Genomic DNA, 25,891 nt, shown 5'->3' on the forward strand with positions numbered 1-25,891 from the left:
TGATGGCGACGATCTCGATGTCGCTGAAGTTCTGAACGGCGGCGCGCAACACGTTGCGGCCAATGCGGCCGAAGCCGTTGATACCCATCTTGATCGTCATTCTCTTTAGCTCCTGAAGTTAACTCATGATGATCCGCTCAGACTGGACCTCGTGGTTTGCGCAAGGTCAAGGGTGAACGGGTTGCCTGCCTGGCGCCTGGTTCGTGGCACCAGTCCTTACTTTTTGCGCAGCACCTTGCGCACGGTCGCCACCACATTTTCGGGTGTGAAGCCGAAATGCTTGAACAGCACGCCGGCCGGTGCCGACTCGCCGAAGGTGTCGATGCCGATGACGGCGGCGCAGCCGTATTTCCACCAGCCGTCGGTCACGCCCATTTCCACGGCGATGCGCGGAATGCCTTCAGGCAGGATTTTTGACTTGTAGGCCGCGTCCTGGCGGTCAAAGGTGGTCGTGCTCGGCATGGAAACCACGCGCACAGCTATCTTTTGCGTAGCAAGCATTTCCTGCGCCTTGAGCGCCAGCTGCACTTCGGAGCCGGTGGCAATGATGACGGCCTGGGCCTTTTTGTTCAGGCCGACTTCTGCCGGCTCGGCCAGCACGTAAGCGCCCTTGCTGATCTGGCCGACGTCGTCTTTGGGCGCATACGGCAGGTTCTGGCGGCTCAGCAGCAAGGCCGTCGGCCGTGTCTTGTTTTCCAGCGCCACGGCCCAGGCCACGGCGGTCTCGGCGGTGTCGCCTGGACGCCAGACATCGAGGTTCGGAATCAGGCGCAGGCTGGCGGCGTGTTCAATGGACTGGTGCGTCGGGCCATCTTCGCCCAGGCCGATGGAGTCATGTGTGAAGACGTGAATCACGCGCAGCTTCATCAGCGCAGCCATGCGGATGGCGTTGCGCGAGTAGTCGCTGAACGTCAAAAACGTGCCGCCGTAGGGAATGAAGCCGCCATGCAGCGCCACGCCGTTCATGATCGCGGCCATGCCGAATTCGCGCACGCCGTAGTTGATGTGGCGGCCGCCAACCAGGCTGCCGTTGGCCGCTTCGGTTTTCACCACATCGCCGTTGGCGTCAAAGCGCAGCGCAGGCGTTGCCTTGGTGTTGGTCAGGTTGGAGCCGGTCAGGTCGGCCGAGCCGCCCAGCAGTTCGGGCAGGCCGGCGGTGAACGATTCGAGAGCCAGCTGCGACGCCTTGCGCGACGCCACGGTTTCGGCCTTGGTGTGCGCGCCGACAACAGTGTCTACGGCCAGTTGCGAGAAGCTTTTTGGCAACTCGCCCTGCATGCGGCGAACGAATTCAGCCGCCAGTTCGGGATGGGCCTTGGTGTAGGCGGCGAACTTCTTGTCCCAGGCGGCTTCGAGCTTGCCGCCCCTGGCCTTGGCGTCCCAGGCCGCGTAGGTTTCCTTGGGCACATCAAATGCAGTGTGCGGCCAGTTGATGGCGGTGCGGGTCAGGCCGATTTCCTCGGCGCCCAGCGGCTCGCCGTGGGCTTTGGAGGTGTTGGCGCGGTTGGGCGAGCCCTTGCCGATGTGCGTTTTGCAGACGATCAGCGTGGGCTTGTCGATGCTGCTTTTGGCACCGGCAATGGCGGCCGATACGGCGGCAGAGTCATGACCGTCCACCGCATCAATCACGTTCCAGCCGCAGGCGGCAAAACGCATTGGCGTGTTGTCGATGAACCAGGGCGCGACCTGGCCGTCGATGGAAATGCCGTTGTCGTCGTACAGGGCGATCAGCTTGTTCAGCTTCCAGGCGCCGGCCAGTGCGATGGCTTCGTGGCTGATGCCTTCCATCAGGCAGCCGTCGCCCATGAAGACGAAGGTGTGGTGGTCGACGATGGTCAGGTCGGTCTTGCCCTTGGAACGGTTGAATTCGCTGGCCAGCAGCTTTTCAGACAGCGCCATGCCGACGGCATTGCTCAGGCCCTGGCCGAGCGGGCCGGTGGTGGTCTCGATGCCGGGCGTCACGTCCACTTCGGGATGGCCGGGGGTTTTGGAGCCAAACTGGCGGAAGTTTTTCAACTCGCTGATCGGCAGGTCGTAGCCGGTCAGGTGCAGCACCGAATAGATCAGCATCGACGCATGGCCGTTGCTCAGCACGAAGCGGTCGCGGTTCATCCAGTGCGGGTTGGCGGGGTTGTGCCTGAGGTGGTCGCCCCAGAGCGCCACGGCCATGTCGGCCATGCCCATGGGGGCGCCGGGGTGACCCGAGTTGGCTTGTTGTACGGCGTCCATTGCAAGTGCGCGGATCGCATTTGCCATCATTTCGTTTTTGGCCATCAGGCTTTAGCTCCGGAAAGTTCGATCGTCAAGGTAATCCGGCATTTTAACGGCCGATGCGCTGCATCCCCCTGCCGGCGCTTTCTGCAGTGCCGCAACAATGGCAGCGGCAAATGCCCTAAAGTCGTGTTCATGCAAACCAAGCCCTTCTGCGCAAGCCTTTCCTTCTGCCGCGTCCACCGGCCATTCGGGCGGTGCAGATGAGCCCGCCGATTCCGGCCATGATCCTGGCTGCCGGGCGCGGTGAGCGCATGCGCCCGCTGACCGACACCTGCCCCAAGCCGCTGCTGCAGGTAGCGGGCAAGGCGCTGATCGACTGGCATGTGCTGGCGCTGGCGCGCGGCGGCTTTCACGAACTGGTCGTCAACACCGCCTGGCTGGGCGAGAAAATTTCAAATCATTTAGGCCTTTTGCGCACTACCAGCGGGCACGAGCAGCTATCTTTTTTCTACTCACACGAAGGTGATGATTTCGGCTACGCGCTGGAGACGGCCGGCGGCATTGCGCGCGCACTGCCGCTGCTGGGCGACGTGTTCTGGCTGCTGGCCGCCGATGTGTTCGTGCCCGGTTTTGAATTCTCGCCACAAGCCGTCAGCCGCTTCATGGCCGGCGACAAGCTGGCCCACCTGTGGCTGGTGCCCAATCCGCCGCACAACCCGCGCGGCGATTTTGGCCTGGACGCAGACGGCCAGGCGCTCAACCTGCCGGCCGGCGATGCAGCGCCGCGCTACACCTACAGCACCATCGGCCTGTACCGGCGCGAGTTGTTCGACAGCCTGCCCTTCGGCAACTCTCAAGGGCTGGCGGTCGCGCTGGCGCCACTGCTGCGCGCGGCGATGGACCGCCAGCAGGTCAGCGCCGAGATTTATGCCGGCGCCTGGACCGATGTCGGCACGCCGGCGCGGCTGGCCGAGTTGAACCAACCCACCTGAATTAATTTGTTCGAACTGAAAGCATCCTGTCCCATGAGCACCCTGTTGAATCCTTCTGCCGTCTACGCCAAACGCCGCGCCGCCATGGGCCGCGCCCTGATCAAGGCCGGCGGCGGCGTCGCCCTGCTGCCGACGGCGCCCGAGATGCCGCGCAACCGCGACAGCGACTTTCCCTATCGCCACGACAGCTATTTTTACTACCTGACCGGTTTCAGCGAACCCGGCGCCTGGCTGGTCATCGAAGCCAATGGCAAAGCCATCAAGAGCACGCTGTTTTGCCGACCCAAGGACCTGGAGCGCGAGATCTGGGACGGCATTCGTCTGGGCCCCGAAGCCGCGCCCGCGCAACTCGGTGTCGATGCAGCTTTCAGCGCGGACATGCTGGACGAGAAAATGCCCGAGCTGCTCGCCAACCAGAACGCTGTGTGGTTTCCCTTCGCCACGCACAAGGGCCTGGAAACCCAGGTCGATGGCTGGCTGAACAAGGTGCGCGCCCGTGTGCGCCTGGGCGCCGAATGCCCGCAAAGCCAGCACGACCTGTGCCGGCTGCTCGACGAGATGCGGCTGGTCAAGGACGCGCATGAAATTGCCATTTTGCGGCGCGCCGGCGCCATCTCGGCCGGCGCCCATGTGCGCGCCATGCAGACTTCGGCAGCCATGCTGCGTGCCGGCGTGAAAGGAGGCCTGCGCGAATACCACCTCGAAGCCGAACTGCTGCACGAATTCCGGCGCCACGGTTCCGAATTTCCGGCCTACACCAGCATCGTTGCCGCCGGCGCCAACGCCTGCGTGCTGCACTACCGCGCCGGCAACGCCGAACTGAAAGCCGGCCAGCTGTGCCTGATCGACGCCGGCTGCGAACTCGAAGGCTATGCCAGCGACATCACGCGCACCTTTCCAGCCGATGGAAAATTCACCCCGGCGCAGCGCATCCTCTACGACATTGTTCAGGCGTCGCAGGAAGCCGCGATTGCCGTGACACGGCCGGGCCAGCGCTTCATCGACCCGCACAACGCTGCCACGCGCGTGCTCATCGAAGGCATGCTGGACACCGGTCTGCTGGCCAAAGCCAAGCACGGCAGCGTCGACGACGTGCTCGAATCGGGCGCCTACCGCCAGTTCTACATGCACCGCACCGGCCACTGGATGGGCATGGACGTGCATGACTGCGGTGACTACACCGAGCCCGGCAGCCAGCCCCAGCCTGAAAAAGACGCGCTCGGCCAGATGGTCATGCGCAAGCCTTCGCGCCTCCTCAAGCCCGGCATGGTGCTGACCATCGAGCCCGGCCTGTACGTGCGGCCAGCCAAGGGCGTGCCGAAAAAATTCTGGGACATCGGCATCCGCATCGAGGACGACGCGCTGGTCACGCCCCAGGGCTGCGAGCTGATGACGCGCGGCGTGCCGGTGAAGGCGGGCGAGATCGAGGCCCTGATGCGCGGCTGACCTGCGCCTGTCGCCATGCCGGGGCGGCGCACGCCCTAAAATTGGCCATGAAAACTTTTATCCGATACTTCTTTAAAACCGTGCGCGTCGTCCTCGGTCCGGTGGTGCTGCTCAAGGAAACGCTCACCCGGCCCAGGGGCGTGGTGCGCGTCCAGGCCGCGCAGGACAAGGTCAACCGGCAATGCAAGTCGCTGACGCTGTACCAGTACAAGACCTGCCCGTTCTGCAGCAAGGTCCGGCAGGAAATGAGCCGCCTGTCGCTGAACATCCAGCGGATCGACGCGCAGCACGCCGGCCCGGACCGGCAGGCCTTGCTCAAGGGCGGCGGCCAGGCCAAGGTGCCGTGCCTGAAGATCACCGACAAGGCCGGCAAAAGCCAGTGGCTCTATGACTCGGACAAGATCATTGCGTATTTGCGGGAGCGGTTTGTGGCGGCCTGAGGGCGGTCAGGGCGAGTTGTGAAACTGCCGCAGGTAAAAAAGGTCACTTCGCAGCCAGCATCGCCGCCGCCCAGAGCGGCAACTCCTCCACCAGCAAAGTCGTCCGCGCCTTTTCGCACAACGCCACCAATCTGTGCGCACCCTGCTCGACCTCGGCAGCATCGTAGAGAAAAGCCAGATCGGCGATACGCACCGCCTGCCCAAGATGGTCCATGGTGCGCGGATAGCGTCCCAGGATGCGGCTGGCCGGAACGTTATGGCCGCCTTCCCTGACGCGCTGGCTGACGCGAGCCAGCAGGCGCTGCGGATCGTCCAGGGAAACCACATACACAACCACCTGGTAACCCAGCGACTGCGCGTGGCGGATGAGGCTCAGTTTTGAGGGATGCGAGAAAACCGTTTCGCTGACAAACCCGACCTTGGCATCAAGTAGCGTCTGCCGCCGCGCGTCGGCCCATTCGCGTGCGGCTTCGGAACGCTTCTGCAGGTCAGGAACATGCTGCAGGCAGTCTCTTTCGTGCAGGTCGGCATTGACAAATTCCAGCTGGCTTTCAATAGCGCCGCTGGCTGCCAAGGCACGGTAAAGCGTGGATTTGCCGGCGCCATTCGGCCCGGCCAGAAGATGAAAAATGGGCGGGCTCAAGCAGCTGCGCGCTGCACGGCAGCCTGCTGGCGGTTTTCTTCAACCACGTTGCGGATATTGGCTTGCAAAACCCCATTGCCACTGGCCGCAAGCACCCGCAGCTTGAGCGCTTCCAGCGAATCCGGCGCTTTTTTGCGCACTTCCCTGTCCGCCGCCTCATAGCCCTCGATCGCCGCTTGCGCTTCCTGCGTCGTCAGGCCGGAATGCTCGACGATGCGTCCCAGCGTGGCCCAGTACTCGACCTGGCCGGCGACCGAGCGGCGCAAGGGCCGGGCCGCCTCGCGCGCTTGCTGCACCAGGGCGGCGGGAAGCTTGACCGATGAAAAACCGTTAGAAGGTGATGCCATGAATTGCTCCTGTTTGGCGCATTTTGCGCCAAACAGGAGCGATTAACAAGAAAGAGATGCCTGCCATTACCCGCCAGCTGGCGAAATCCAGACCAGGCAAAGGTAAAGGCAAAGCCGCTCCATGGCAGCTACCGGGCAGATTTGCCGGGCCCATGATGAAAACCTACGCCGCCAAGCGCTGAAAACCCACACATTCATGCACCGGGCTCGTTCATATTGGCAATGCGTATCCCTTTGAACACCACGAGCATTGCCATGAGCCCTTCCCCACCCGAACCGGTCATTGTCATGGGCGCCTCGGCAGGGGGCGTGAGTGCAATCCTTGAACTCGCTCCTGCCCTGCCGCGCGACTTTCCGGCACCCATTTTGTTTGTGCAGCACATAGGCGCGCACCCCAGTGAACTCTGGAAGCTGGTGAGCGCGCGCGGCCCGAACGCGGCGGTCGCTGCGTCCGATGGCGACGTGCCCCGGCCCGGCACCATCCACATCGCCCCGCCGGACCAGCACATGCTGCTTGACGGCCCGGTCATCCGGCTGTCGCGCGGCCCCAAGGAACACCATGCGCGGCCGGCCATCGATCCGCTGTTTCGCTCGGCGGCGCTGGACTACGGACCGCGCGCCATCGGGGTGCTGCTGACCGGCATGCTCGACGATGGCAGCGCCGGACTGCGCGCCATCAAGGACTGCGGCGGCACGGCCGTGGTGCAGGACCCGGCCGATGCGCACGCGCCCAGCATGCCCCGGAGCGCACTGGCCTGCGTCGATGCGGACCATGTGGTGCCGCTGGTGGCGCTGGCGCCGCTGCTGTACAAGCTGGCCAGTCGTCCGGCAACGCGGGGCGACGCCATCGCCACACCCGAACCACCCTATGCACCCGACGCGCTTGGGCGTGAGCATGCGGTCAGCACTGGACACAAGGGCATGGAAAACCTGATGGCCATCGCCAGCCCGACACCCTTTACCTGCCCCGAATGCGGCGGCGTGCTGTTCGAGCTGGACGACAAGCGCCCGGTACGCTTGCGCTGCCATAACGGCCATGCCTTCAGCCTGCGCAGCCTGGCGCATCTGCAGGAAGTAGCGTCGGACGCGGCCCTGTGTACCAGCCTGCGGGTGTTGCAGGAAAAGCAAGCCGTCCTGCGGCGGCTGGCGCAGGCCCAGCACGCTGTCAGTCCGAAAAACGCACAAGATGCGCTGCGTGAGGCCGACGCGATAGCCGACTTGTGCAGCGCGGTTCGCAGGCTGATCAAGCATGTGCCTGGCGCCTAGTATCGGCTGAGGTGCCCGCCGGCCGGGCGCGTTGCCGTCCTACGCCAGCTTGCGCGGCGGACGATAGAGCCAGGCAGGCCGACCGAATAAGCTGGCTGCCAGTCCCGGCAACCCGCCGAGCAATGCAAGGAGTCTTTCGATGAGCACTGTTTCCGACGTCATGACCCGTGAACCGCGCAGACTGCGCCCGACCGACAGCGTCGTGCTGGCCGCCCAGGCCATGGAAGAGTTGAACGTGGGCGTGATACCTGTGTGCGACGGCGACCAGCTGGTCGGCATGGTGACGGACCGCGACATTGTGGTGCGCGGCGTGGCCCAGGGACTCGACGCCGCAACGGCAACGCTGGCCGAGGTGATGAGCCACCATGTGCGCACCGTCCGGGAAGACGACGACCTGGACGACGTTCTCGGAACGATGGGCATGAGCCAGATTCGCCGCATGCCGGTGGTTGACGAACAAAACCGGCTGATCGGCATTGTGTCGCTCGGCGACATTGCCGCCAAAGGCCCGAACGGCGACGTGGAGGTGGCCAACTCGCTGGGGGACATCTCATCGCCCGCCGAACCGGACCGCACGAGCGCCTGATCCGCCGCAGAAGGCACCGGGTTTTGCTCTTAAAAATATAGCTGGATATGTCCGCGCAGTCAGCGGAAAAACCGCATTTACCGTAAAAAGCGCAACTGCTCGGGTCGCTTTTCAGGTTAACGCGCAATAACAGGTGTCGCTGTGATCCAAGCCTCCTTGGTCATCCCGGGCTGGGGCCGTCTCGACTGGACGGCCCCAGCTGTCATCGGCCTCGTCATGAGGCCGTCGGCCTTCAGGCGAAGGCCTTGCTCATTTCGGTTTCCACTGCCTGGTGGTTCTTCAGCATGGTGGCCGAAGGCTGGCCCAGGCGGCTGACCACCACGGTGGCGAGCCAGGCCAGGATGAAGCCGGGAACGATCTCGTACAGGCCGAACCAGCCGTTCTGCTTCCAGACCACCACCGTCACGGCGCCGACCAGAATGCCGGTCAGCGCGCCATTGCGCGTCATGCGCGACCAGAAAAGCGACAGGATGATGACCGGGCCGAAGGCTGCGCCAAAACCCGCCCAGGCGTAGCTGACCATGCCCAGTACCTTGGCTTCGGGGTCGCTGGCGATGCCGATGGCGACCAGGGAAATGACCATCACCATGGCCCGGCCGACCCACACCAGTTCGGTCTGGCCGGCGTTCTTGCGCAGGAAGGTGCGGTAGATGTCTTCGGTCAGCGCGCTGGAGCAGACCAGCAGCTGGCACGACAGCGTGCTCATCACCGCGCCCAGGATGGCGGCCAGCAGCACGCCGGCGACCCACGGGTTGAACAGCTGCTTGGCCAGCTCGATGAACACAGTTTCGGAATTGGCGTTGACGGCCGTCGCACCTTCGGGATGCGCCAGGAAGTACGGAATGCCAATAAAGCCGACCGCTACCGCGCCGGCCAGGCACAGGATCATCCAGGTCATGCTGATGCGGCGCGCGGCCGGAATGGTCGTCACCGATTCAGCTGCCATGAAACGCACCAGGATGTGCGGCTGGCCAAAGTAACCCAACCCCCAGGCCAGCAACGAGACGATGCCGACGAAGGAAGCACCGCGCATCATGTCGAGCTTGGCCGGCTCCATCAGGTCGGCAACGGTCTGCGCAGGCTGCAGGCCGCCGGTGACGGCGAAGTAGGCCACCACGGGCGCCACGATCAGCGCGGTGATCATCAAGGATGCCTGGATGGTGTCGGTCCAGCTCACGGCCAGAAAGCCGCCGATGAACACATAGGCGATGGTGCAGGCAGCGCCCACCCACAGCGCAGTCTGGTAAGGCAGGCCGAACATGTTCTCGAACAGCCTTGCGCCCGCCACCACGCCCGAGGCGCAATAAACCGTGAAGAACACCAGGATCACCACGGTCGTCAAAATGCGCAGCAGGTTGGCCTTGTCCTCGAAGCGGTTGGCGAAGTAGTCGGGCAGCGTCAGCGCATTGCCGGCCCGTTCGGTGTACAGCCGCAGCCGCGCCGCTACAAAACGCCAGTTCAGGTAGGCGCCCATGACCAGGCCCACACCAATCCAGGCTTCGCTCAGACCCGACAAATAAATCGCGCCGGGCAGGCCCATGAGCAGCCAGCCGCTCATGTCGGACGCACCGGCCGAAAGCGCAGTGACAAAGCTGCCCAGGCTGCGGCCGCCCAAAATGTAGTCGTCCAGGTTGTCGGTGCCGCGGTAGCCCAGAAAGCCGATGAACAGCATGGCAAACAGGTAGATGCCAAAGGTGACCAAAGTGGGATCGGTGAAGTTCATGAATGTCTCCTCAAAGTGGGATGTGACGTGTCAAAAGATAGGCGCGGTCCCTGCCGGTAGGCAGATTGCGTCGGCGCACCCCGAGGTAGCAGGGTGGCAGTCGTGGAGAAAAAGCGCTGAAATAAAGTTACTGGGCGAAGTCAGCGCTCAGCCCATGGTCATGAGTTGCGCGTTGCCGCCGGCGGCGGCCGTGTTGGTGCTGATGCTTTGCTCATGCATCAGCGCGCTCACGTCGTACACGGCGCCAGTGGCCAGTTGCGCCGACGTCAGGTTTTCAACCCGGACGATGGCGCCAGGGTGCTCGGCAATGCGCGGCAACAAGGCCTGCAAGGCATCGCCGTCGCCCTCGAACACCAGGGCGCTCAACTGCGTTTCACCCATCAATTGCCCGGCGCTTCGGGTCTGGACAAAGGCCTTCACCTCGGCTGGCAGCGCGGCCAGTGCCAGCGCCACGGGGCTATCGGCCGCAGGTGTTTCCAGCCAGCACGGGTTGCCGCTGGCCAGAGCGGCGGCAACCTGCTGCACCAGGCCCAGCGCGGTTTGCGGCACGGCCCAGACGGCGCCGCGCGGCAGCAGCCGGTAACGGTTCGACTCCCCGGTCGGGCCGGGCAAGGTGAACCACTGACCCAGCACGCTGCTGGCGCGGTAGGCGTTGCAGGCGGTTTCGGCACGGGCCGCGTCACCGCTGTTCTGCCAGCCGTCGAGCGCTAAAAATGCCGGGCCTTTCAGGGCTTCGCCCAGGATTTGCAAGGCCCGCAAGGCCGGCAGGTCGGCCGGATTTGGCACGGCAACCGGCGCAGCGCTGCGGCTCACCGGCATCGCCGGCAGCGCGGCCAGCGCCTGGTTGCCCTGCGCCGGGCCAGCCTGCAGCAAGCGATAAAGATACAGCGGGCCGCCCGCCTTGGGGCCGGTGCCTGACAGTCCCATGCCGCCGAAAGGCTGCACGCCGACCACCGCACCAATCACGTTGCGGTTGACGTAGATGTTGCCGGCCTGCACTTTTTGCGTCACCTGGGCAATGGTTTCATCGATGCGGCTGTGCACGCCGAAGGTCAGGCCGTAGCCGGTGGCGTTGAGCGCATCAAGCACCTTGCCCAACTGGTCGCGGCGGTAGCGCAGCACATGCAGCACCGGGCCGAAGACTTCGCGCTTCAGGCGCTCGATGCTGTCGATCTCGATCAGCGCAGGCATCACGAAATGGCCCTGGGCCGCGCTTTCGTCGCGCCCCATGCGCGTCACGGGCTGGCCTTCGGCCTGCATCTGCGCAATGTGCTGCTCGATCTGGGCGCGGGCGTCCTCGTCAATCACCGGGCCGACATCGGTGTGCATGCGGTCCGGGTTGCCCATGACCCATTCGCGCATCGCGTGCTTGACCATGTCGACCACGCGCTCGGCGCCGTCTTCCTGCAGGCACAAAAGACGCAATGCCGAACAGCGCTGGCCGGCCGAATCGAAAGCCGATGACAGCACGTCGCCCACCAGTTGCTCGGCCAGCGCCGACGAGTCGGCCACCAGCGCGTTCTGGCCGCCGGTTTCGGCAATCAGCGCAATCGGGTGACCCTGCGGGCTCAGGCGTTGGGCCAGCGTCTGCGCAATCAGCCGCGACACCTCGGTCGAGCCGGTGAACATCACGCCGGCCACCTGGCGGTGCGCCACCAGCGCCGCGCCCACGGTGTCGCCCGTGCCGGGCACCAGCTGCACCGCATCGACCGGTACACCGGCTTCATGCAAAATTTTGACCATCACATCGGCTACCAGTGGCGTCTGCTCGGCCGGTTTGGCCAGCGCGCAGTTGCCGCTGGCCAGCGCGGCGGCGACCTGGCCAGCAAAAATCGCCAGCGGGAAGTTCCACGGGCTGATGCACAGCACCACGCCCAGCGGGCGGTGCGTGTGGTTGTCGAAGGTGGCGGCGACCTGGGCGGCGTAGTAACGCAGGAAATCCACCGCCTCGCGCACTTCGGCAATCGCGTTGGGTAGCGACTTGCCGGCTTCGCGCACGATCAGCCCGAGCACGCTTTGCGTGCGCTGCTCCAGCAGATCGGCGGCGCGTGTTAGGCAGGCGGCGCGCTCTTGCGGCGGCGTGCCATGCCAGATTTGCGCGGCGCGGGCAGCGCGGCTGACGGCTTGCTCGACATCCTGCGATGTGGCCGGACGCACCCAGCCGACTTGGTCGCGCGTATCAGCCGGGTTCAGCACCGGTTGCCAGCCATCGGCAGCGGCGCTATCAATAAAGAAGCTGCTCACGCCCGCTCCACCTGCGCTAGCGGTATAAATGCCTTGCGTGCTGCGCAACAGGCCGGCAGAGAGTGACGCCAGTTGCTGCTCGTTTGCCAAATTCAGGCCGGACGAGTTCAGGCGCGACTGCGTGCCCAGGTCGGCAAACATCTGGCGCGGCAATGGAATCTTCGGGTGCGGCGCGCCCAGACGGCCGGTGTGATGCTCGATCTGCCGCACTTCAGCCACCGGGTCCACCACCAGTTCGGCCACTGGCACGTTGGCGTCGCCAATGCGGTTGACGAACGAGGTGTTGGCGCCGTTTTCCAGCAGACGGCGTACCAGGTAGGCCAGCAAGGTTTCGTGCGTGCCGACCGGCGCGTAAATGCGGCACGGCCGCGCCAGCTTGCCGTCGGCCACGCTGCCCGTGACCTGGTCGTACAGCGGCTCGCCCATGCCGTGCAGGCACTGGAATTCATACTGGCCGCTGTAGTAGTTGTTGCCGGCCATGTGGTAAATGCTGGCCACGGTCTGCGCGTTGTGGGTGGCGAACTGCGGATAGACTGCATCGGGCGCGGCCAGCAGCTTGCGCGCGCAGGCCAGATACGACACGTCGGTGTGCACCTTGCGGGTGTACACAGGGTAGCCGTCCAGCCCATCGAGCTGGGCGCGCTTGATCTCGCTGTCCCAGTAGGCGCCCTTGACCAGCCGGATCATCAGCCGGTGGCTGCTCCGGCGCCCCAGGTCGATCAGATGGTCGATCACGTAGGGGCAGCGCTTCAGGTAAGCCTGCACCACAAAACCGATGCCGTTCCAGCCCTTGAGCGACGGCTCGAAGCACAGGCTTTCCAGCAGGTCGAGCGACAACTCCAGCCGGTCGGCCTCCTCGGCGTCGATGTTCAGGCCGATGTCGTATTGGCGCGCCAGCAACGCCAGTTGAAGCAGGCGCGGCAGCAACTCGCCCATCACGCGGTCGCGCTGGGCGCGGCTGTAGCGCGGGTGCAGCGCCGACAGCTTGACCGAAATGCCCGGCCCTTCATGGATGCCGCGCCCGTGCGACGCCTTGCCGATGGCGTGGATCGCCTGCTCGTAGGACGCCAGGTAGCGCTCGGCGTCCTGCTCGGTGATGGCGGCTTCGCCCAGCATGTCGTAGGAATAGCGAAAGCCGGCTTTTTCCAGTGCGCGGCTGTTGGCCAGTGCTTCGGAAATGGTCTGGCCGGTGACGAACTGCTCGCCCATGAGCTTCATGGCTCGGTGCACGCCCTGGCGGATCAACGGCTCGCCGCCCTTGCCGATCAAGCGGGTCAAGGACGAGGCCAGGCTTTTTTCGCTGCTGGTCGAGGTCAGCTTGCCGGTCAGCATCAGGCCCCAGACGGCGGCGTTGACAAACATCGACGGTGAGTTGCCCAGGTGCGCATGCCAGTCGCCCCGGCTGATCTTGTCGCGAATCAGTGCGTCGCGCGTGGCATTGTCGGGAATGCGCAGCAGCGCCTCGGCCAGGCACATCAGCGCCACGCCTTCCTGGCTGGAGAGCGAAAACTCCTGCACCAGCGCTTCAACGCCGCCGGTGTCCTTCTTGCCGCGCAGGCCTTCCACCAGCCGCGTGGCGACCGATTCGATGGCGGCGCGCTGCGTGGCATCAGCGGTGTGCGCCAGTTGCACCAGCAGCGGCAGGCATTCCTCCTCGGGCCGGTGCCAGGCGGCGGTGATCGCGGCGCGCAGGTCGGTCTGCGGCAACACGTTTTGCGCCCAGTCGAGGAAGGGCTGGGCAGAATGTGCCGGGCTGGCCGGCAGCGCCAGCTCGTCGAGGTCTTCGGCTTCAACCATTTCGGCCAGACCGGTTGCACCTGAAGTTGCACCCGCAGGTGACAACCCCCGCTCCATGTTTTCGACATATTGCAGGACAGCTTGCTTGATCAGCCAGTGCGGTGCGCGGCCCTGCTGGGCGGCGGCCTCCCGGATGCGGGTTCTAAGCGTTTCGTCAACCTTGAGGCCGAGTGTGACTGTAGACATGGGTTGCACCTTTTTTGCAAAGTAAGTGCAACCAATTTTATGCAAGGTGCAACCCAAACGGAATACGGGTTAACCCTCTTATCCTGCACATCTGAAATGGCGTGAAAGGCCTGACCCGGGAGGTGTTCATCTGTGCGAAAAAGTCAAAAGCGCCCCGCCCTGGACTGCAGCTTTCCATGCTGGTGCTGTGATTTGTGCGGCCTACAATCGCAGACCGTACAAAAAAAGTTGACGGCCGCACTGACCGTTTTAGCTGGAGACCTTCTCAATGCTCACCCCATCCGCTGCGACGCCCCAAGACCTTGAAACGGAGCGCAACGAAAAACGCGCCGAACTGTACCGCGCCGCACTCGAATACCACGAATTTCCCACCCCCGGCAAGATTGCCATCGCCCCCACCAAGCAGCTGACCAACCAGCGCGACCTGTCGCTGGCCTACTCGCCCGGCGTGGCGGCGCCCTGTGAAGAAATCGTCAAGGACCCGAACGCCGCCTTCAAGTACACCAGCCGGGGCAACCTGGTGGCCGTCATCACCAACGGCACTGCCGTGCTGGGCCTGGGCGACATCGGCCCGCTGGCGTCCAAGCCGGTGATGGAAGGCAAGGGCGTGCTGTTCAAGAAGTTCGCCGGCATCGATGTATTCGATATTGAAATCGACGAAAAAGATCCGGCCAGGCTGGTCGAGATCATTGCCTCGCTGGAGCCCACCTTCGGCGCCGTCAACCTGGAAGACATCAAGGCGCCCGACTGCTTTTATGTCGAGCGCGAACTGCGCAAGCGCATGAAGATTCCGGTCTTTCACGACGACCAGCACGGCACCGCCATCACCGTCGGAGCGGCCATTTTGAATGCCCTGAAGGTGGCTGGAAAGGACCCGAAAAAGGTCAAGCTCGTGACCTCGGGCGCAGGCGCTGCCGCGCTGGCCTGCCTGAAGCTGCTGCTCAAGCTCGGCATTCCGCGCGAGAACATTTACGTGACCGATCTGGCTGGTGTGGTCTATGAAGGCCGCACCGAACTGATGGACGAAGACAAGATCCAGTTTGCGCAAGCCACTTCGGCCCGTTCACTGGGTGACATCATTGAAGGTGCGGACATCTTTCTGGGGTTGTCGGCCGGCGGCGTGCTTAAAAAAGCCATGGTCGCGAAGATGGCCGCGCGGCCCATCATTTTTGCGCTGGCCAATCCGAACCCGGAGATATCGCCCGAAGACGTCAAATCAGTGCGTGATGACGCCATCATCGCCACCGGCCGCGCCGATTACCCGAACCAGGTCAACAATGTCCTGTGCTTCCCCTACATATTTCGCGGCGCGCTGGACGCCGGTGCATCGACCATCACGCTGGAAATGGAAATTGCTGCCGTGCATGCGATTGCCGAGCTGGCGCAGGCGGAACAAAGTGAAGTGGTGGCGGCGGCCTATGCTGGCGAAAAGCTGACCTTCGGCCCGGAATACCTGATTCCCAAGCCCTTCGACCCGCGCCTGATGATGAAAATTGCGCCGGCGGTGGCTCAGGCTGCAGCCGACAGCGGCGTCGCATTGCGGCCGGTCCAGGACATGAACCTGTACCGCGAGCGGCTGCAAAGCTTTGTGTATGCCTCCGGCACCATCATGAAGCCGATCTTCACCGCCGCCAAGGCGGCCAGCCGCAAGCGGATTGCCTATGCCGAGGGCGAGGAAGAGCGCGTGCTGCGCGCCTGCCAGATCGTGGTGGACGAAAACCTGGCCCGCCCGACGCTGATTGGCCGCCCGGCGATCATTGCCCAGCGCATCGAAAAGTTCGGCCTGCGCCTGAAGGAAGAGCTGGATTACGACGTTGTCAATGTCGAGCAGGATCACCGCTACCGCGACTTCTGGCAGACCTACCACCGCCTGACCGAGCGCAGCGGCGTGACGGTACAGATGGCAAAGATCGAGATGCGCCGCCGGCTCACCCTGATTGCCGGCATGCTGCTGAACAAGGGCGATGTTGATGGCCTGATCTGCGGCACCTGGGGCACGACGGCGCATCACCTGGCCTATCTGGACCAGGTGATCGGCAAACGCCAGGGCGTCAATACCTATGCCTGCATGAACGGCCTGATGCTTCCGGGCCGTCAGGTGTTCCTGCTCGACACCCACGTCAACTACGACCCGACGGCCGAGCAGCTGGCGGAAATCACCACCATGGCGGCCGAGGAAATGATGCGTTTCGGCATCAAACCCAAGGCTGCCCTGCTGTCGCATTCGAATTTCGGCTCGTCCAACCACCCGAGCGCGCTGAAAATGCGCCGCACGCTGGAGCTGCTGCGCGAGCAGACGCCGTGGCTCGAAGTCGATGGCGAAATGCATGGCGACGTGGCACTGGACGCCGGCGCCCGCAAGCTCATCATGCCCAACAGCACGCTGAGCGGCGAAGCCAACCTGCTGGTGCTGCCCAATATCGATGCAGCCAATATTTCCTACAACCTGCTCAAGACCGCCGCCGGCGGCAACATTGCCATCGGCCCTGTGCTGCTGGGCGCCAACAAGCCGATGCATATCCTGACGCCCACGGCCACGGTGCGCCGGATCGTCAACATGACGGCCCTCACGGTGGCTGACGCCAACGCCGCGCGATAAGCCAGTACTTTCCAGGCGACAGTGACTTCAGAGGGCTTTATAGCCCTCTTTTTCATGCCTAAAATTTCAGCATTCGCTTGCCTTTTGTTTCGGCATGCGGCAAACTACTCCTCTTGAAATTTAAGGGTTAACCCGGAAGCTTCCCAGGTTAACGCTGGATTCAAGAAAGGTATTTTTCATGCGGATATTGCGGAGGGATTGGTCCGAACGCTGGCGTCAAGCTGGCTTGACGATGCTGCTGGCGGTTTCAGTCGGCCTGTTGGTTTTGCCCTGCGGCACGGCCCATGCCAGAAACACATCCTCGCCGGCAGTTGCCGACACCGTTGCGCTTGCCCAGTTGCCTCCCCAGGGGCGCAACATGCTGACGCTGATTTACCAAGGCGGACCTTTCAGGCATGACAAGGACGGCGTGGTGTTTGGCAACCGGGAACGGCTGCTTCCCGCAAATGTTCGCGCTTACTACCGTGAATATACCGTCAGGACACCTGGAGAGCGCAGCCGCGGAGCACGACGCATCGTATGTGGCGGTTTGCAAGCTGCGGCACCCGATGCCTGTTTTTACACCGACGATCACTATGCGAGTTTTCGCAAAATCGTTCATTAACCAGGACTGTGGTTGTTATTTTGACTTTAGACCTAAGAGAAAGAGAAACGGAGATGGATACACCACTTCGTAAGGACGACGAAACACCTTTGAAGGGCATTCGGCCCAACATTGTGCAGTCCATACGCGCCTTCCGCGTGCCCGAGTTGCAGGAAGCTGCCACGAAGCTGAACCAGCATTTCCTGTATGCCAACCTGGGCAACGCCCAGAGCAAGCAGGACATTCTGGACATGATCGCGGCCCAGTACACCTTTCCGGCGCATTTCGGCAAGAACTTCGATGCCCTGTACGACTGCATGACCGATCTGGTCCACAAGTCAGGGCCGCAGCCCGGCTTCATCGTCGTGCTGGAGCAGATTCCCGCGCACGCCAAGTTCGACAAGGAAGCGCGCGAGCAACTGCTGGACATCTTCAGGGATGCAGCCGACTACTGGGCGGATCGCAAGATACCGTTCCGGTGCTTCTATTCTTTTCTGTAGCCCGCTCCCCGGACATTGGCCAAGGGGATCGGGCTAATCAGGCCCAGCAAGTCGCGCTAGACGGTGATGAACCGATGCCGACCGACAAACTTCTCGACGTATCGCCGCTGGCGCTGCGCATGAGCAGTCCTTTCAATGCAAGCTACTGGCTTGCAGCGGCCTGAACCACGGTTCAGGCTGAAAACAAAAAAACCCGCATCCTGCGGGTTTTTTTGTGACTGAAATCAGTCTTTTCCGCTTGTCTGGCGGGAAAGGATAGCTACTATTTTTATAGTGAGCCAGTGTCCTCAGCCTGGGCCGTACCAGCCTTGACCTGCTGCGTCAGCGCCAGGTACTCGGCCACCGGCACTTCTTCGGCGCGTCGCTTGACATCAAAGTCACCGGCAAACTCTTTTTGCTCCAGCCACTTCCCCAGTGTATGGCGCAGCAGCTTGCGCCGCTGGCTGAACGCCACCCGCACCAGTTCGCTGAGCAGCTTGACGTCGAGCTGCACCGGCTCGGCATGCGGCACCATGCGCACGATGGCGCTGTCCACACGCGGCGGCGGGTCGAAGCTCTGCGGCGGAACGTGCAGCACGTTTTCCATGGCGTAGCGCCACTGCAGCATGACGCTCAGCCGGCCATAGTCACTGGTCGAGGGCATGGCCACCATGCGGTCGATGACTTCCTTTTGCAGCATGAAATGCTGGTCCTCGATCACATCGACCGCATCGAGCAGGTGAAAAAGGATGGGCGTGGAGATGTTGTACGGCAGGTTTCCAACAACACGCAATTTAAGAGCCCCCACGCTCCCCGCTTCGCGTGGTTCGCTGCCCCCCGAGGGGGCGTTGCGCCTGTGGCCCGGCAAAGCCGGTTCCACGGCCCCGGCTGGCAGGGGAAATGCCCCCACTTTGCCCGCTTTATCTCTGACCAAGCCCACCTGCTCCGCCAGCTGCCTGAAATCGACCCGCAGCACATCGGATTCGATGACGGTCAGCTGGGGATTGGAACGCAGCTGGTGCGCCAGGTCGCGGTCCAGCTCGATCACTGTCAGGTGGCCAAGCCGCGCCACCAGCGGCCGCGTCATCGCCGCCAGGCCGGGGCCGATCTCGACCATCGGCTGGCCGGGCAAGGGCGCAATCGCGTCAACGATGCCTTCGATGATCAGCCGGTCGGTCAGGAAATGCTGGCCGAAGCGCTTTCGCGCAATGTGCTTCATTGCGGCTGCTCGCGGAATTCCACGTAGGCACGCCCGCGAATGTCCTCTGCCCAGCGCACCAGCGCTTCCTCCTGCTTTTTCTCGCGCAGCATGCCGCGCACCATCTCGCGCTGGTCACGCGGCGACACCGGCACCTCGCGGCGTTCCAGCACCTGCAGCAGGTGAACGCCAAAGCGCGACACCAGCGGGTCGGACACCTGGTTGGGCGCCAGCGCATTCATGACCTTTTCAAATTCCGGAACAAAGGCGCCGGCAGGTGCCCAGCCCAAGTCGCCGCCCTGCTTGGCCGAGCCATCCTGGCTGTTCTCGCGCGCCAGCGCCGCAAAGTCGGCCTGGCCGGCCACGATGCGTTTTTTGAAGCCGGCAAGTTTCTCGATGGCGGCCGCTTCGGTCAGCTGGGGTGTCAGCCGCAGCAGGATGTGGCGGGCACGGGTTTGCGCAACCATGGCGTCAGGCAGGCCGCCCTGGCGTTTCTCGATCACCTTCAGGATGTGAAAGCCAGCGGCGCTGCGCACCGGACCGGCCAGGCCGCCGGCGCGCAGGCTTTGCGTCGCCTCGACAAACAGCGGCGGGTAGCGGTCAGCGCTGCGCAGGCCCATCTGGCCGCCGTTGCCGCGCGACGCCGACGCCGAGACCTCGGCCGCCAGCGCGGCGAAGTCGGCGCCGGCGCGGGCGCGGTCCAGCACCTGCTGGGCCTTCGCCTGCAGGCTGGCGACCTGGTCGGGCGTGGCGTTTTCAGGCACCGCCACCAGAATTTCAGCCAGGTTGAGCGCCGCCGGCGCTGCGCTGGCCGCACCCGGCTGACCCTGCTGGTCGCGCAGGTAGGCGTCGATGTCGGACTCGCTGACGTCCACCTTGACTTCGCGCTGGCGCAGGCGGCTGATCAGCAGTTCGTCCCGGATCTCGGAGCGGAACTGGTCATAGTCGATGCCGTCGGCCTTCAGCCGCAAACGCAGCTCGTCCACCGTGATCTGGTTCTGCCGGGCCACCGTCTGGACCGCGCCCTCGACGGCGTTGTCGTCAATCTTCAGGCCCGAGGCCTGGGCCGCCTGCAATTGCGCCTTGTCGCTGATCATGCGTTCGATCAGCTGCGGCAGCAGCTCGTTGCGCGGCGGCACGGCGGTACCCTGCTGCTTGAGCATCTGCTCGGTGCGCAGCAGCTTGGCGCGCACTTCGTTGTTGGTGATCGGCTCGGAATTGACCACGACCACGATGAAGTCGGCCTGGCGCTGGGCGCCTGCGCGCGGCGCCGTGCTGGCCGCCGGCGGTGCAGGCACCACCAGGCGCGGCGTGGCCGAGGGCCGGGCAATCTGGGCGTGCACGGCGCCCAAAGGCAGCGCCAGCAGAAGCACCAGCGCGCCGGACAGCGGCCGGACAGAGGGAAAGCGGTGTTTAGTCATAAGTGGTAAAGCGGCTGGGAGGGCTGATTTTGTCACGCAGGTTCTGGTAGCGTGGCACGTTGCTTTTGAGTGTTTCGAGCGGACTGGCGCCGATGCGCGAAAAACCCACCATTTCAAGCTGGAACAAGATGCGTGTGCTGGAGGTCGCCGTGCTGTTTTGCGAGCGCTGCAGCACGACGCGGCCAATCCAGCAGCAGCCATCGTATTCAATGCCGACCACCGCATCGACCAGCTTTTTCTCCAGCGTGCTGTAGTTCAGCCGGCCCACGCTGTAGTAGCGCCCGCCGCCCTGGCCGCGTCCGGCGCCCAGGTCCTGGCCCTTGTCGCCCCACAGGTCGTTGATCGGCCACTGCCAGCCGACGTCAATCTGCTCGCTGATGTTGCGCTGGCGGCGAAAGGCGGCGCTGACGGTGCGGTAGTTGCCGGGGTTGTAACGCACGCCGATGGACGCCAGTTCCGATTCCCTGATCTTGGGGTTGTACTGGACCGTGCTGTCGAACGTCCACTGCGGCACCCAGTTGACCGACGCGCCGACCAGCAGGTCGCTGACGCGGTCGGTCACCGGCAACGCGCCGGGCACCGGCGTCGTGCCAATGGCTGGCAGGCTGACGCGCTGGTCGTCAAAGCGCAGGCGCTGCGCCACGCCCAGGCGCACAGCCTCGGCGCCCGTGGCCGGGTCCAGCAGGCGCGAGGTCAGGCCCAGCGTGAGCAAATTGGCGTCAGAGATGCGGTCGTTGCCGACAAAAGCGTTTTCGGTGAAGACGGTGGCAAAGTTGAAGCTGTTGGCGCCCGAGTCGTAGTTCGGCAGAAAACTCTGGTCGCGGTAAGGCGTTCGCACATAGAAGGCGCGCGGCTCCAGCGTCTGGGTGAAGCTGCGGCCAAAATAGCTGGCATCGCGCTCGAACGTCAGACCGCTGTCCAGGCTGAAGGTCGGCACGACGCGCGTGGCCGACGTGGCGCCGTTGGCCAGCGGCGATTCAAACTGGTAGCTGGTCGCATGCAGCTGCACCTTGGGCGTGACATAACCCCAGGGCGCCAGCCACGGACGGCTGACCTGCAGCCGGCTGAAGGCCCGGTTGCCATTGGGCTGCTTCGTCAGGTTCTGGTCGGCAGAAAACCGGGTGAAGTCGGCCTCGGCGGACCAGTCAAAACCACTGCCCATCCCCAGCAGCGGGGCGTCGACGCGGGTGTAGGCCGCGGTCAGTTGCGGCAGGCGGTCATACGGCGGGATGATCGGCGAGTTGACATCCTGCAGCGTCTGCCACTTCAGCGCCCGCACCGACGAGGAAAAATAACCCTTGTTCCAGCTCAGGATGGCGTCCTGCGTCAGCAGCCGCTGCGTGACCTGGCCGGTGGCCACCGGAAAATCACGCCAGTAGTCGTTGTCGCTGACCTTGTTCAGGTTCAGGTTCAGCCCCACGCCGCCAATGGCCGAAACGCCGGTGTCGATGGCGCCGATGTGCTGCAGCGAATACGACCAGCGGTCGCGCCCGCGCAGCTTGTCGCCTGGCAGGACATTGGCGCGCAGCTGGCCGCTGTAGGTCGGCTCCAGGTAGCGGAACTCGCCAGCCAGATCGACGCCGCGCTTGGTCATGATGGCGGGCGAAAAAGTCGCATCCCGGTTGGGCGCGATGTCAAAGTAATACGGCTGGCGGACTTCGAAGCCGTTGAGAGAATCCAGGCCCAGCGTGGGCGGCAGGAAGCCAGATTTGCGCTTGTCGCTGAGCGGAAAGCTGACCTTGGGGAAGGCCAGGATCGGCACCTGCTTGAAACGCACGACCGCGCCGGTGGCCACGCCGACCTCGCGGTCCAGGTCAAAGTCCACCCGGGTCGCGGTCATTTCCCAGGCCGGCTTCCAGCTTTCCTCGTTGTCACGCTCGCACGTGGTGTAGGTGGCGCGGTGCGCGCTGAAGTGCTTGTCGTCGATGAAATCGACGCGCTCGGCCTGGCCGTTGCCGCCGTTTTGCAGAAAGCGGTAGCGCGGCGTGGTGAAAAAGCCTTCGAAACGGTCGAGCTTGAGCTGCAACTCGGGGCCTTCAAAGCGGTTGCCGGCATTGTTGATGCGCACATTGCCCGTGCTCTTGAGCTGGTCGTCGGGCTGGTAGTACTCGATCCGGTCGGCGCGCATCGAGGTGGCGCCACGGCGCAGTTCGGCGTTGCCCTCGATTACCGTTTCCAGGTCCGGACGACCCGAAATGGTGTCGCCAAAGACGAAGGTCGGCCCCTCGTCCCCGGGCGCTTTGGAAACGTCCTCGGCCAGCAGGGGCGAGCTTTGGAGCGTCAGCGGCGCGGACGGCGCGGTGCCGTTGGCTACCACGGCAGGCGCCTGCGCATGACCAGGTCCAGCGACGGCCAGCCCCAGCGTGGCGAGCATCGCCAGCCGGGAGACCGCGTGGGCCACCGGGGAAAGAATAAAGAAGGGGCGGGATGCGTGGCGCATCGTTTGTATGAGATAAACCCGTTTGTAAAATCAGGACTGATTATCCATGACCCTCCTGCCCCGGCCCGCGCCGGCTTGCTGCACCGACCAAGGGCTTTGAAAACATGACCGCTTCCCTTCTCCCCGACTGGCTTGACCCCGCGCGCGCCAGCGCTTTTTCCCAGTGGCTGACCGCCGTCGCGCCGCAGCACGGCTTGCAGCCAGAGACCGTCCGCCTGGCGTCGGCCGATGCCAGCTTCCGGCGCTATTTCCGCGTGGACGCGGCGGGCGGCCAGAGCTTCATCATCATGGACGCGCCGCCAGCGCAAGAAGACTGCGCGCCTTTCGTCAAGGTCGCCGGCCTGATGGCGGACGCCGGCCTTAAGGCGCCGCGCGTGCTGGCCTGGGATGCACCGCTGGGCTTCATGCTGCTGAGCGACCTGGGCGCGCAGACCATGATGGACGTGATCGCGCCGCCCGCCGCCGTCGATGCCCGCATCGAGGCAACGCCAGCGCACTTCGAGCTTTACATGCAGGCGGTGGACGTGCTGGTGCAGTGGCAGCTCGCGTCCAAACCCGGCGTGCTGCCGCCTTACGACGATGCGTTGCTGTCGCGCGAACTGGCGCTGTTTCCCGAGTGGTATGTCGGCAAGCACCGGGGTTTTGCGCTGGATGCGAGCTTGATGGGCAAGTTTGATTCGCTGTTTGCGCAGATCAAGGCCAGCAACCTCGATTCGCTGGACGGCGCGCGCGTCTACGTTCACCGCGACTTCATGCCGCGCAACCTGATGGTCGATGCCAACGGCGACCTCGGCGTGCTTGACTTCCAGGACGCGGTCTATGGCCCGGTCACCTATGACATCGCCAGCCTGATGCGCGACGCGTTCCTGAGCTGGGAAGAGGAATTCGTGCTCGACATCACCGTGCGCTACTGGCAAAAGGCGCGCAAGGCGGGCTTGCCGGTCGGCGACGATTTCGGCGAGTTCTACCGCGCGGTCGAATGGATGGGCCTGCAGCGTCACCTCAAGGTGCTGGGCATTTTTGCGCGTTTGAGTCTGCGCGACGGCAAGCCGAAATACCTGGCCGATACACCGCGCTTCATCAAGTACGCCCGCGCCACCTGCGCCCGGTACCGCCAGCTCGGGCCGCTGATGGTGTTGCTCGACGAGATTGAGGGGAATGAAACCCGCGTGGGGTACACGTTTTGATGCAAAAAATGCCTTTTGCGCATTCTGGACGGGTGCTGTCAGCTATTGATTTGATAGTTAAACAGGCTAATTCCCCATTGGCTCGCACGCCATGAGCGCCCGTTTTTACGCCGACATCGCGCTCGTTCCCGGCCAGAGCGTCACGCTGCCCGAGCAGACCGCGCGCCATGTGCAGGTGCTGCGCCTGCAGCCCGGCGGACACATCACCTTGTTTAATGGGCGGGGCGATGCGGAGGGCGAATTCGACGCCACGGTCGAGCGCATGGGCCGCAGCGATGTGGATGTCACCATCGGCGCTTTCACCGCCACGGCGCGCGAGGCCCGCCGCGCCATTCACCTGGTGGTCGGCATGCCGGCCAACGACCGCATGGACTGGCTGATTGAAAAAGCCACAGAACTCGGCGCCGCCAGCATCCAGCCGGTGATGAGCGAGCGCAGCGTGCTGCGCCTGAAAGCCGAGCGCGCCGACAAGAAAGTCGCGCACTGGCAAGGCATTGCGATGGCCGCCAGCGAACAATGCGGCCGCAACCGCCTGCTGCGCGTGCATGACGTGGTGACACTTTCCGACTGGCTGAAAAAGACCGCCGCCCTGCCCGCCGAGCCCGGCATGCGGCTGCTGCTGTCGCTGCAGGACGGGAGCGGCCCGCTGCTACAGGCCATCGCCAGCACCCCGCCAGGCAGCGCGCTGACCTTCCTGAACGGCCCCGAGGGCGGGCTGAGCCGGGACGAGGAAGCCGCTGCCATCGCCTGCGGCTTCAGCCCGGTCACGCTGGGGCCGCGCGTGCTGCGCGCCGAGACCGCGCCGCTGGCCTGCCTGTCGCTGTTGAATCTCGACTGAACCCCTGCCAAACCTGGACTGAAACGCATGAACCGCAACCTCTGGCTGCTGACGATTTGTCAGGGCCTGTTCCTGACCAACAACGTCACCTTCATCGCCATCAATGGCCTGGTCGGCCTGAGCCTGGCGCCGCTGGGCTGGATGGCCACGCTGCCGGTGATGGCCTATGTGGTCGGCGGTGCGCTGTCCACCGGGCTGGTGGCGCACACCCAGCGCCGCTTTGGCCGCAAGGCCTCGTTCCAGCTTGGGCTGCTCGTCGGCCTGGCGTCGGCCCTGCTGTGCTGCTACGCGGCCTACAGCCGGAACTTCTGGCTGCTGGTGGCGGCCACGCTGGTGGCCGGCTACTACAACGCCAATGCGCAGCTCTACCGCTTTGCCGCTGCCGAACTGGCACTGCCGGCGTTTCGCGAAAAGGCGATTTCGCTGGTGATGGCCGGCGGCCTGATCGGCGCGGTGGCGGGGCCCAATCTGGCATCCGCCACACGCAGCCTGACCGCCGTGCCGTTTGCCGGCGCCTACCTGGCGCTGGCCGGCGTGGCGCTGCTGGCGATGGGCCTGCTGGCCTTCATCGACTTTCCGGCCGCGCCGGCACGAAGCGGCGCCAGCAGCGGCGGCCGGCCGCTGGGCGTCATCATGCGCCAGCCGGTGTTCATCGTCGCCGCCAGCGCCGGTGCGCTGGGCTACGGCGTGATGAACCTCCTGATGGCCGCCACGCCGATTGCCATGCAGGTCTGCGGCCTGCCGTTTTCCGACGTGGCGTGGGTGCTGGAATGGCATGTGATCGGCATGTTCGCACCTGGCTTTTTCACCGGCCATTTGATCAAGCGCTTTGGCACGCTGCCCGTCATGGCAACCGGGCTGGCGCTGAACATCGCCTGCGTGCTGATCGCGCTGTCAGGCGTCGAGTTCAAACAATTTCTGGCGGCGCTGTTTTTGCTCGGCCTGGGCTGGAACTTCCTGTTCACCGGCGCGACCACGCTGGCGTTGACAGCCTATCGGCCGGAAGAAAAGGACAAGGCGCAAGGCGCGCTGAATTTTTGCGTGTTTGCCGTGCTGGCGGTGTCGTCGCTGGCGTCGGGCGTGCTGGTGACCACGCAGGGCTGGACGCTGCTCAATGTTGGCTCGTTGCTGCCCCTAAGCCTGACCGGGCTGGCGCTGGGCTGGCTGGCCGTGTCGCAGCGCAGGCCGCACAGGGTTTAAGGCGTCGATTTGCTACTATTTATATAGCTTGAAAGCGTTACCCAGAAAGCGGAAAAGGCAGT

At 64.2% G+C, this 25,891-nt stretch carries 20 protein-coding genes; 11 read left to right on the plus strand and 9 right to left on the minus strand.

What is annotated here, in order from left to right; translation table 11 throughout:
* Nucleotides 1-100, minus strand: a 100-nt coding sequence (locus GZ092_RS10955) for a glyceraldehyde 3-phosphate dehydrogenase NAD-binding domain-containing protein (protein ID WP_293636480.1), incomplete at its 3' end; no start/stop codon positions are given.
* A 116-nt stretch (nucleotides 101-216) separates the two neighbouring features.
* Nucleotides 217-2,274 (minus strand): transketolase, encoded by a 2,058-nt coding sequence (tkt, locus tag GZ092_RS10960; RefSeq protein ID WP_293636424.1) that lies wholly within the window; start codon nucleotides 2,272-2,274, stop codon nucleotides 217-219.
* Nucleotides 2,275-2,474: 200 nt separating this feature from the next.
* Between tkt and murU the strand changes: the two genes are divergently transcribed.
* From murU to GZ092_RS10975, 3 genes are read left to right on the plus strand one after another with little or no spacing between them, the layout of a single operon-like run.
* The gene (gene murU, locus GZ092_RS10965; protein ID WP_293636425.1) at nucleotides 2,475-3,206 is read left to right on the plus strand and encodes an N-acetylmuramate alpha-1-phosphate uridylyltransferase MurU; all 732 of its coding nucleotides are present in this window, start codon (nucleotides 2,475-2,477) and stop codon (nucleotides 3,204-3,206) included.
* 33 nt (nucleotides 3,207-3,239) lie between these two features.
* Nucleotides 3,240-4,652, plus strand: coding sequence for an aminopeptidase P N-terminal domain-containing protein (locus GZ092_RS10970; protein ID WP_293636426.1), 1,413 nt, complete (start codon nucleotides 3,240-3,242; stop codon nucleotides 4,650-4,652).
* 47 nt (nucleotides 4,653-4,699) lie between these two features.
* On the plus strand, nucleotides 4,700-5,092 hold the full coding sequence (locus GZ092_RS10975) for a glutathione S-transferase N-terminal domain-containing protein (protein WP_293636427.1): 393 nt from the start codon (nucleotides 4,700-4,702) through the stop codon (nucleotides 5,090-5,092).
* A 43-nt stretch (nucleotides 5,093-5,135) separates the two neighbouring features.
* Here GZ092_RS10975 and GZ092_RS10980 read toward each other — a convergent pair whose 3' ends face one another.
* On the minus strand, nucleotides 5,136-5,735 hold the full coding sequence (locus GZ092_RS10980; protein ID WP_293636428.1) for a zeta toxin family protein: 600 nt from the start codon (nucleotides 5,733-5,735) through the stop codon (nucleotides 5,136-5,138).
* On the minus strand, nucleotides 5,732-6,082 hold the full coding sequence (locus tag GZ092_RS10985) for a hypothetical protein (RefSeq protein WP_293636429.1): 351 nt from the start codon (nucleotides 6,080-6,082) through the stop codon (nucleotides 5,732-5,734). Before GZ092_RS10985 ends, GZ092_RS10980 begins: the two co-directional genes overlap by 4 nt.
* A 255-nt stretch (nucleotides 6,083-6,337) precedes the next feature.
* On the opposite strand from GZ092_RS10985, the gene GZ092_RS10990 reads away from it, so the two are divergent.
* Entirely contained in the window at nucleotides 6,338-7,348 is a 1,011-nt protein-coding gene (locus GZ092_RS10990; protein WP_293636430.1) for a chemotaxis protein CheB, read from the plus strand.
* Between the two features lie 139 nt (nucleotides 7,349-7,487).
* Nucleotides 7,488-7,934, plus strand: a complete 447-nt coding sequence (locus GZ092_RS10995) for a CBS domain-containing protein (RefSeq protein WP_293636431.1) — start codon at nucleotides 7,488-7,490, stop codon at nucleotides 7,932-7,934.
* 232 nt (nucleotides 7,935-8,166) lie between these two features.
* On the opposite strand, the gene putP is transcribed toward GZ092_RS10995, so the two are convergent.
* Both putP and putA read right to left on the minus strand, forming a co-directional pair.
* The gene (gene putP, locus GZ092_RS11000) at nucleotides 8,167-9,657 is read right to left on the minus strand and encodes a sodium/proline symporter PutP (RefSeq protein ID WP_293636432.1); all 1,491 of its coding nucleotides are present in this window, start codon (nucleotides 9,655-9,657) and stop codon (nucleotides 8,167-8,169) included.
* A 147-nt stretch (nucleotides 9,658-9,804) separates the two neighbouring features.
* Nucleotides 9,805-13,884, minus strand: coding sequence for a trifunctional transcriptional regulator/proline dehydrogenase/L-glutamate gamma-semialdehyde dehydrogenase (gene putA / locus GZ092_RS11005; RefSeq protein ID WP_293636433.1), 4,080 nt, complete (start codon nucleotides 13,882-13,884; stop codon nucleotides 9,805-9,807).
* Between the two features lie 268 nt (nucleotides 13,885-14,152).
* Between putA and GZ092_RS11010 the strand changes: the two genes are divergently transcribed.
* The 3 genes from GZ092_RS11010 to GZ092_RS11020 all read left to right on the plus strand — a co-directional run bounded on the left by GZ092_RS11010 (nucleotide 14,153) and on the right by GZ092_RS11020 (nucleotide 17,566).
* Complete coding sequence (locus GZ092_RS11010; RefSeq protein ID WP_293636434.1) at nucleotides 14,153-16,483, plus strand: NADP-dependent malic enzyme; 2,331 nt, start codon at nucleotides 14,153-14,155, stop codon at nucleotides 16,481-16,483.
* A 232-nt stretch (nucleotides 16,484-16,715) separates the two neighbouring features.
* Complete coding sequence (locus GZ092_RS11015; RefSeq protein WP_293636481.1) at nucleotides 16,716-17,087, plus strand: ribonuclease domain-containing protein; 372 nt, start codon at nucleotides 16,716-16,718, stop codon at nucleotides 17,085-17,087.
* A gap of 53 nt (nucleotides 17,088-17,140) precedes the next feature.
* Nucleotides 17,141-17,566: a barstar family protein gene (locus GZ092_RS11020; RefSeq protein ID WP_029527011.1), complete on the plus strand. Its 426-nt coding sequence runs from the start codon at nucleotides 17,141-17,143 to the stop codon at nucleotides 17,564-17,566.
* A gap of 268 nt (nucleotides 17,567-17,834) precedes the next feature.
* Here GZ092_RS11020 and GZ092_RS11025 read toward each other — a convergent pair whose 3' ends face one another.
* From GZ092_RS11025 to GZ092_RS11035, 3 genes are read right to left on the minus strand one after another with little or no spacing between them, the layout of a single operon-like run.
* On the minus strand, nucleotides 17,835-18,764 hold the full coding sequence (locus GZ092_RS11025) for an rRNA adenine dimethyltransferase family protein (protein WP_293636435.1): 930 nt from the start codon (nucleotides 18,762-18,764) through the stop codon (nucleotides 17,835-17,837).
* On the minus strand, nucleotides 18,761-20,164 hold the full coding sequence (locus GZ092_RS11030; protein ID WP_293636436.1) for a peptidylprolyl isomerase: 1,404 nt from the start codon (nucleotides 20,162-20,164) through the stop codon (nucleotides 18,761-18,763). The genes GZ092_RS11025 and GZ092_RS11030 overlap by 4 nt, the downstream gene beginning before the upstream one ends.
* Nucleotides 20,157-22,604 carry an LPS-assembly protein LptD gene (locus tag GZ092_RS11035; RefSeq protein ID WP_293636437.1) on the minus strand — a complete coding sequence of 816 codons (2,448 nt, stop codon included), beginning with the start codon at nucleotides 22,602-22,604 and terminating at the stop codon, nucleotides 20,157-20,159. Before GZ092_RS11035 ends, GZ092_RS11030 begins: the two co-directional genes overlap by 8 nt.
* A gap of 104 nt (nucleotides 22,605-22,708) precedes the next feature.
* Here GZ092_RS11035 and GZ092_RS11040 point away from each other — a divergent pair, with 104 nt between their 5' ends.
* From GZ092_RS11040 to GZ092_RS11050, 3 genes are all read left to right on the plus strand, one after another.
* Nucleotides 22,709-23,791, plus strand: a complete 1,083-nt coding sequence (locus GZ092_RS11040; RefSeq protein WP_293636438.1) for a phosphotransferase — start codon at nucleotides 22,709-22,711, stop codon at nucleotides 23,789-23,791.
* A gap of 91 nt (nucleotides 23,792-23,882) precedes the next feature.
* Nucleotides 23,883-24,629, plus strand: a complete 747-nt coding sequence (locus tag GZ092_RS11045) for a 16S rRNA (uracil(1498)-N(3))-methyltransferase (protein ID WP_293636439.1) — start codon at nucleotides 23,883-23,885, stop codon at nucleotides 24,627-24,629.
* Nucleotides 24,630-24,656: 27 nt separating this feature from the next.
* Nucleotides 24,657-25,829, plus strand: a complete 1,173-nt coding sequence (locus GZ092_RS11050; RefSeq protein ID WP_293636440.1) for an MFS transporter — start codon at nucleotides 24,657-24,659, stop codon at nucleotides 25,827-25,829.
* The last annotated feature ends 62 nt before the right edge of the window (nucleotides 25,830-25,891 follow it).

This window comes from Polaromonas sp., from assembly GCF_010365105.1.
Classification (GTDB): domain Bacteria; phylum Pseudomonadota; class Gammaproteobacteria; order Burkholderiales; family Burkholderiaceae_C; genus Polaromonas.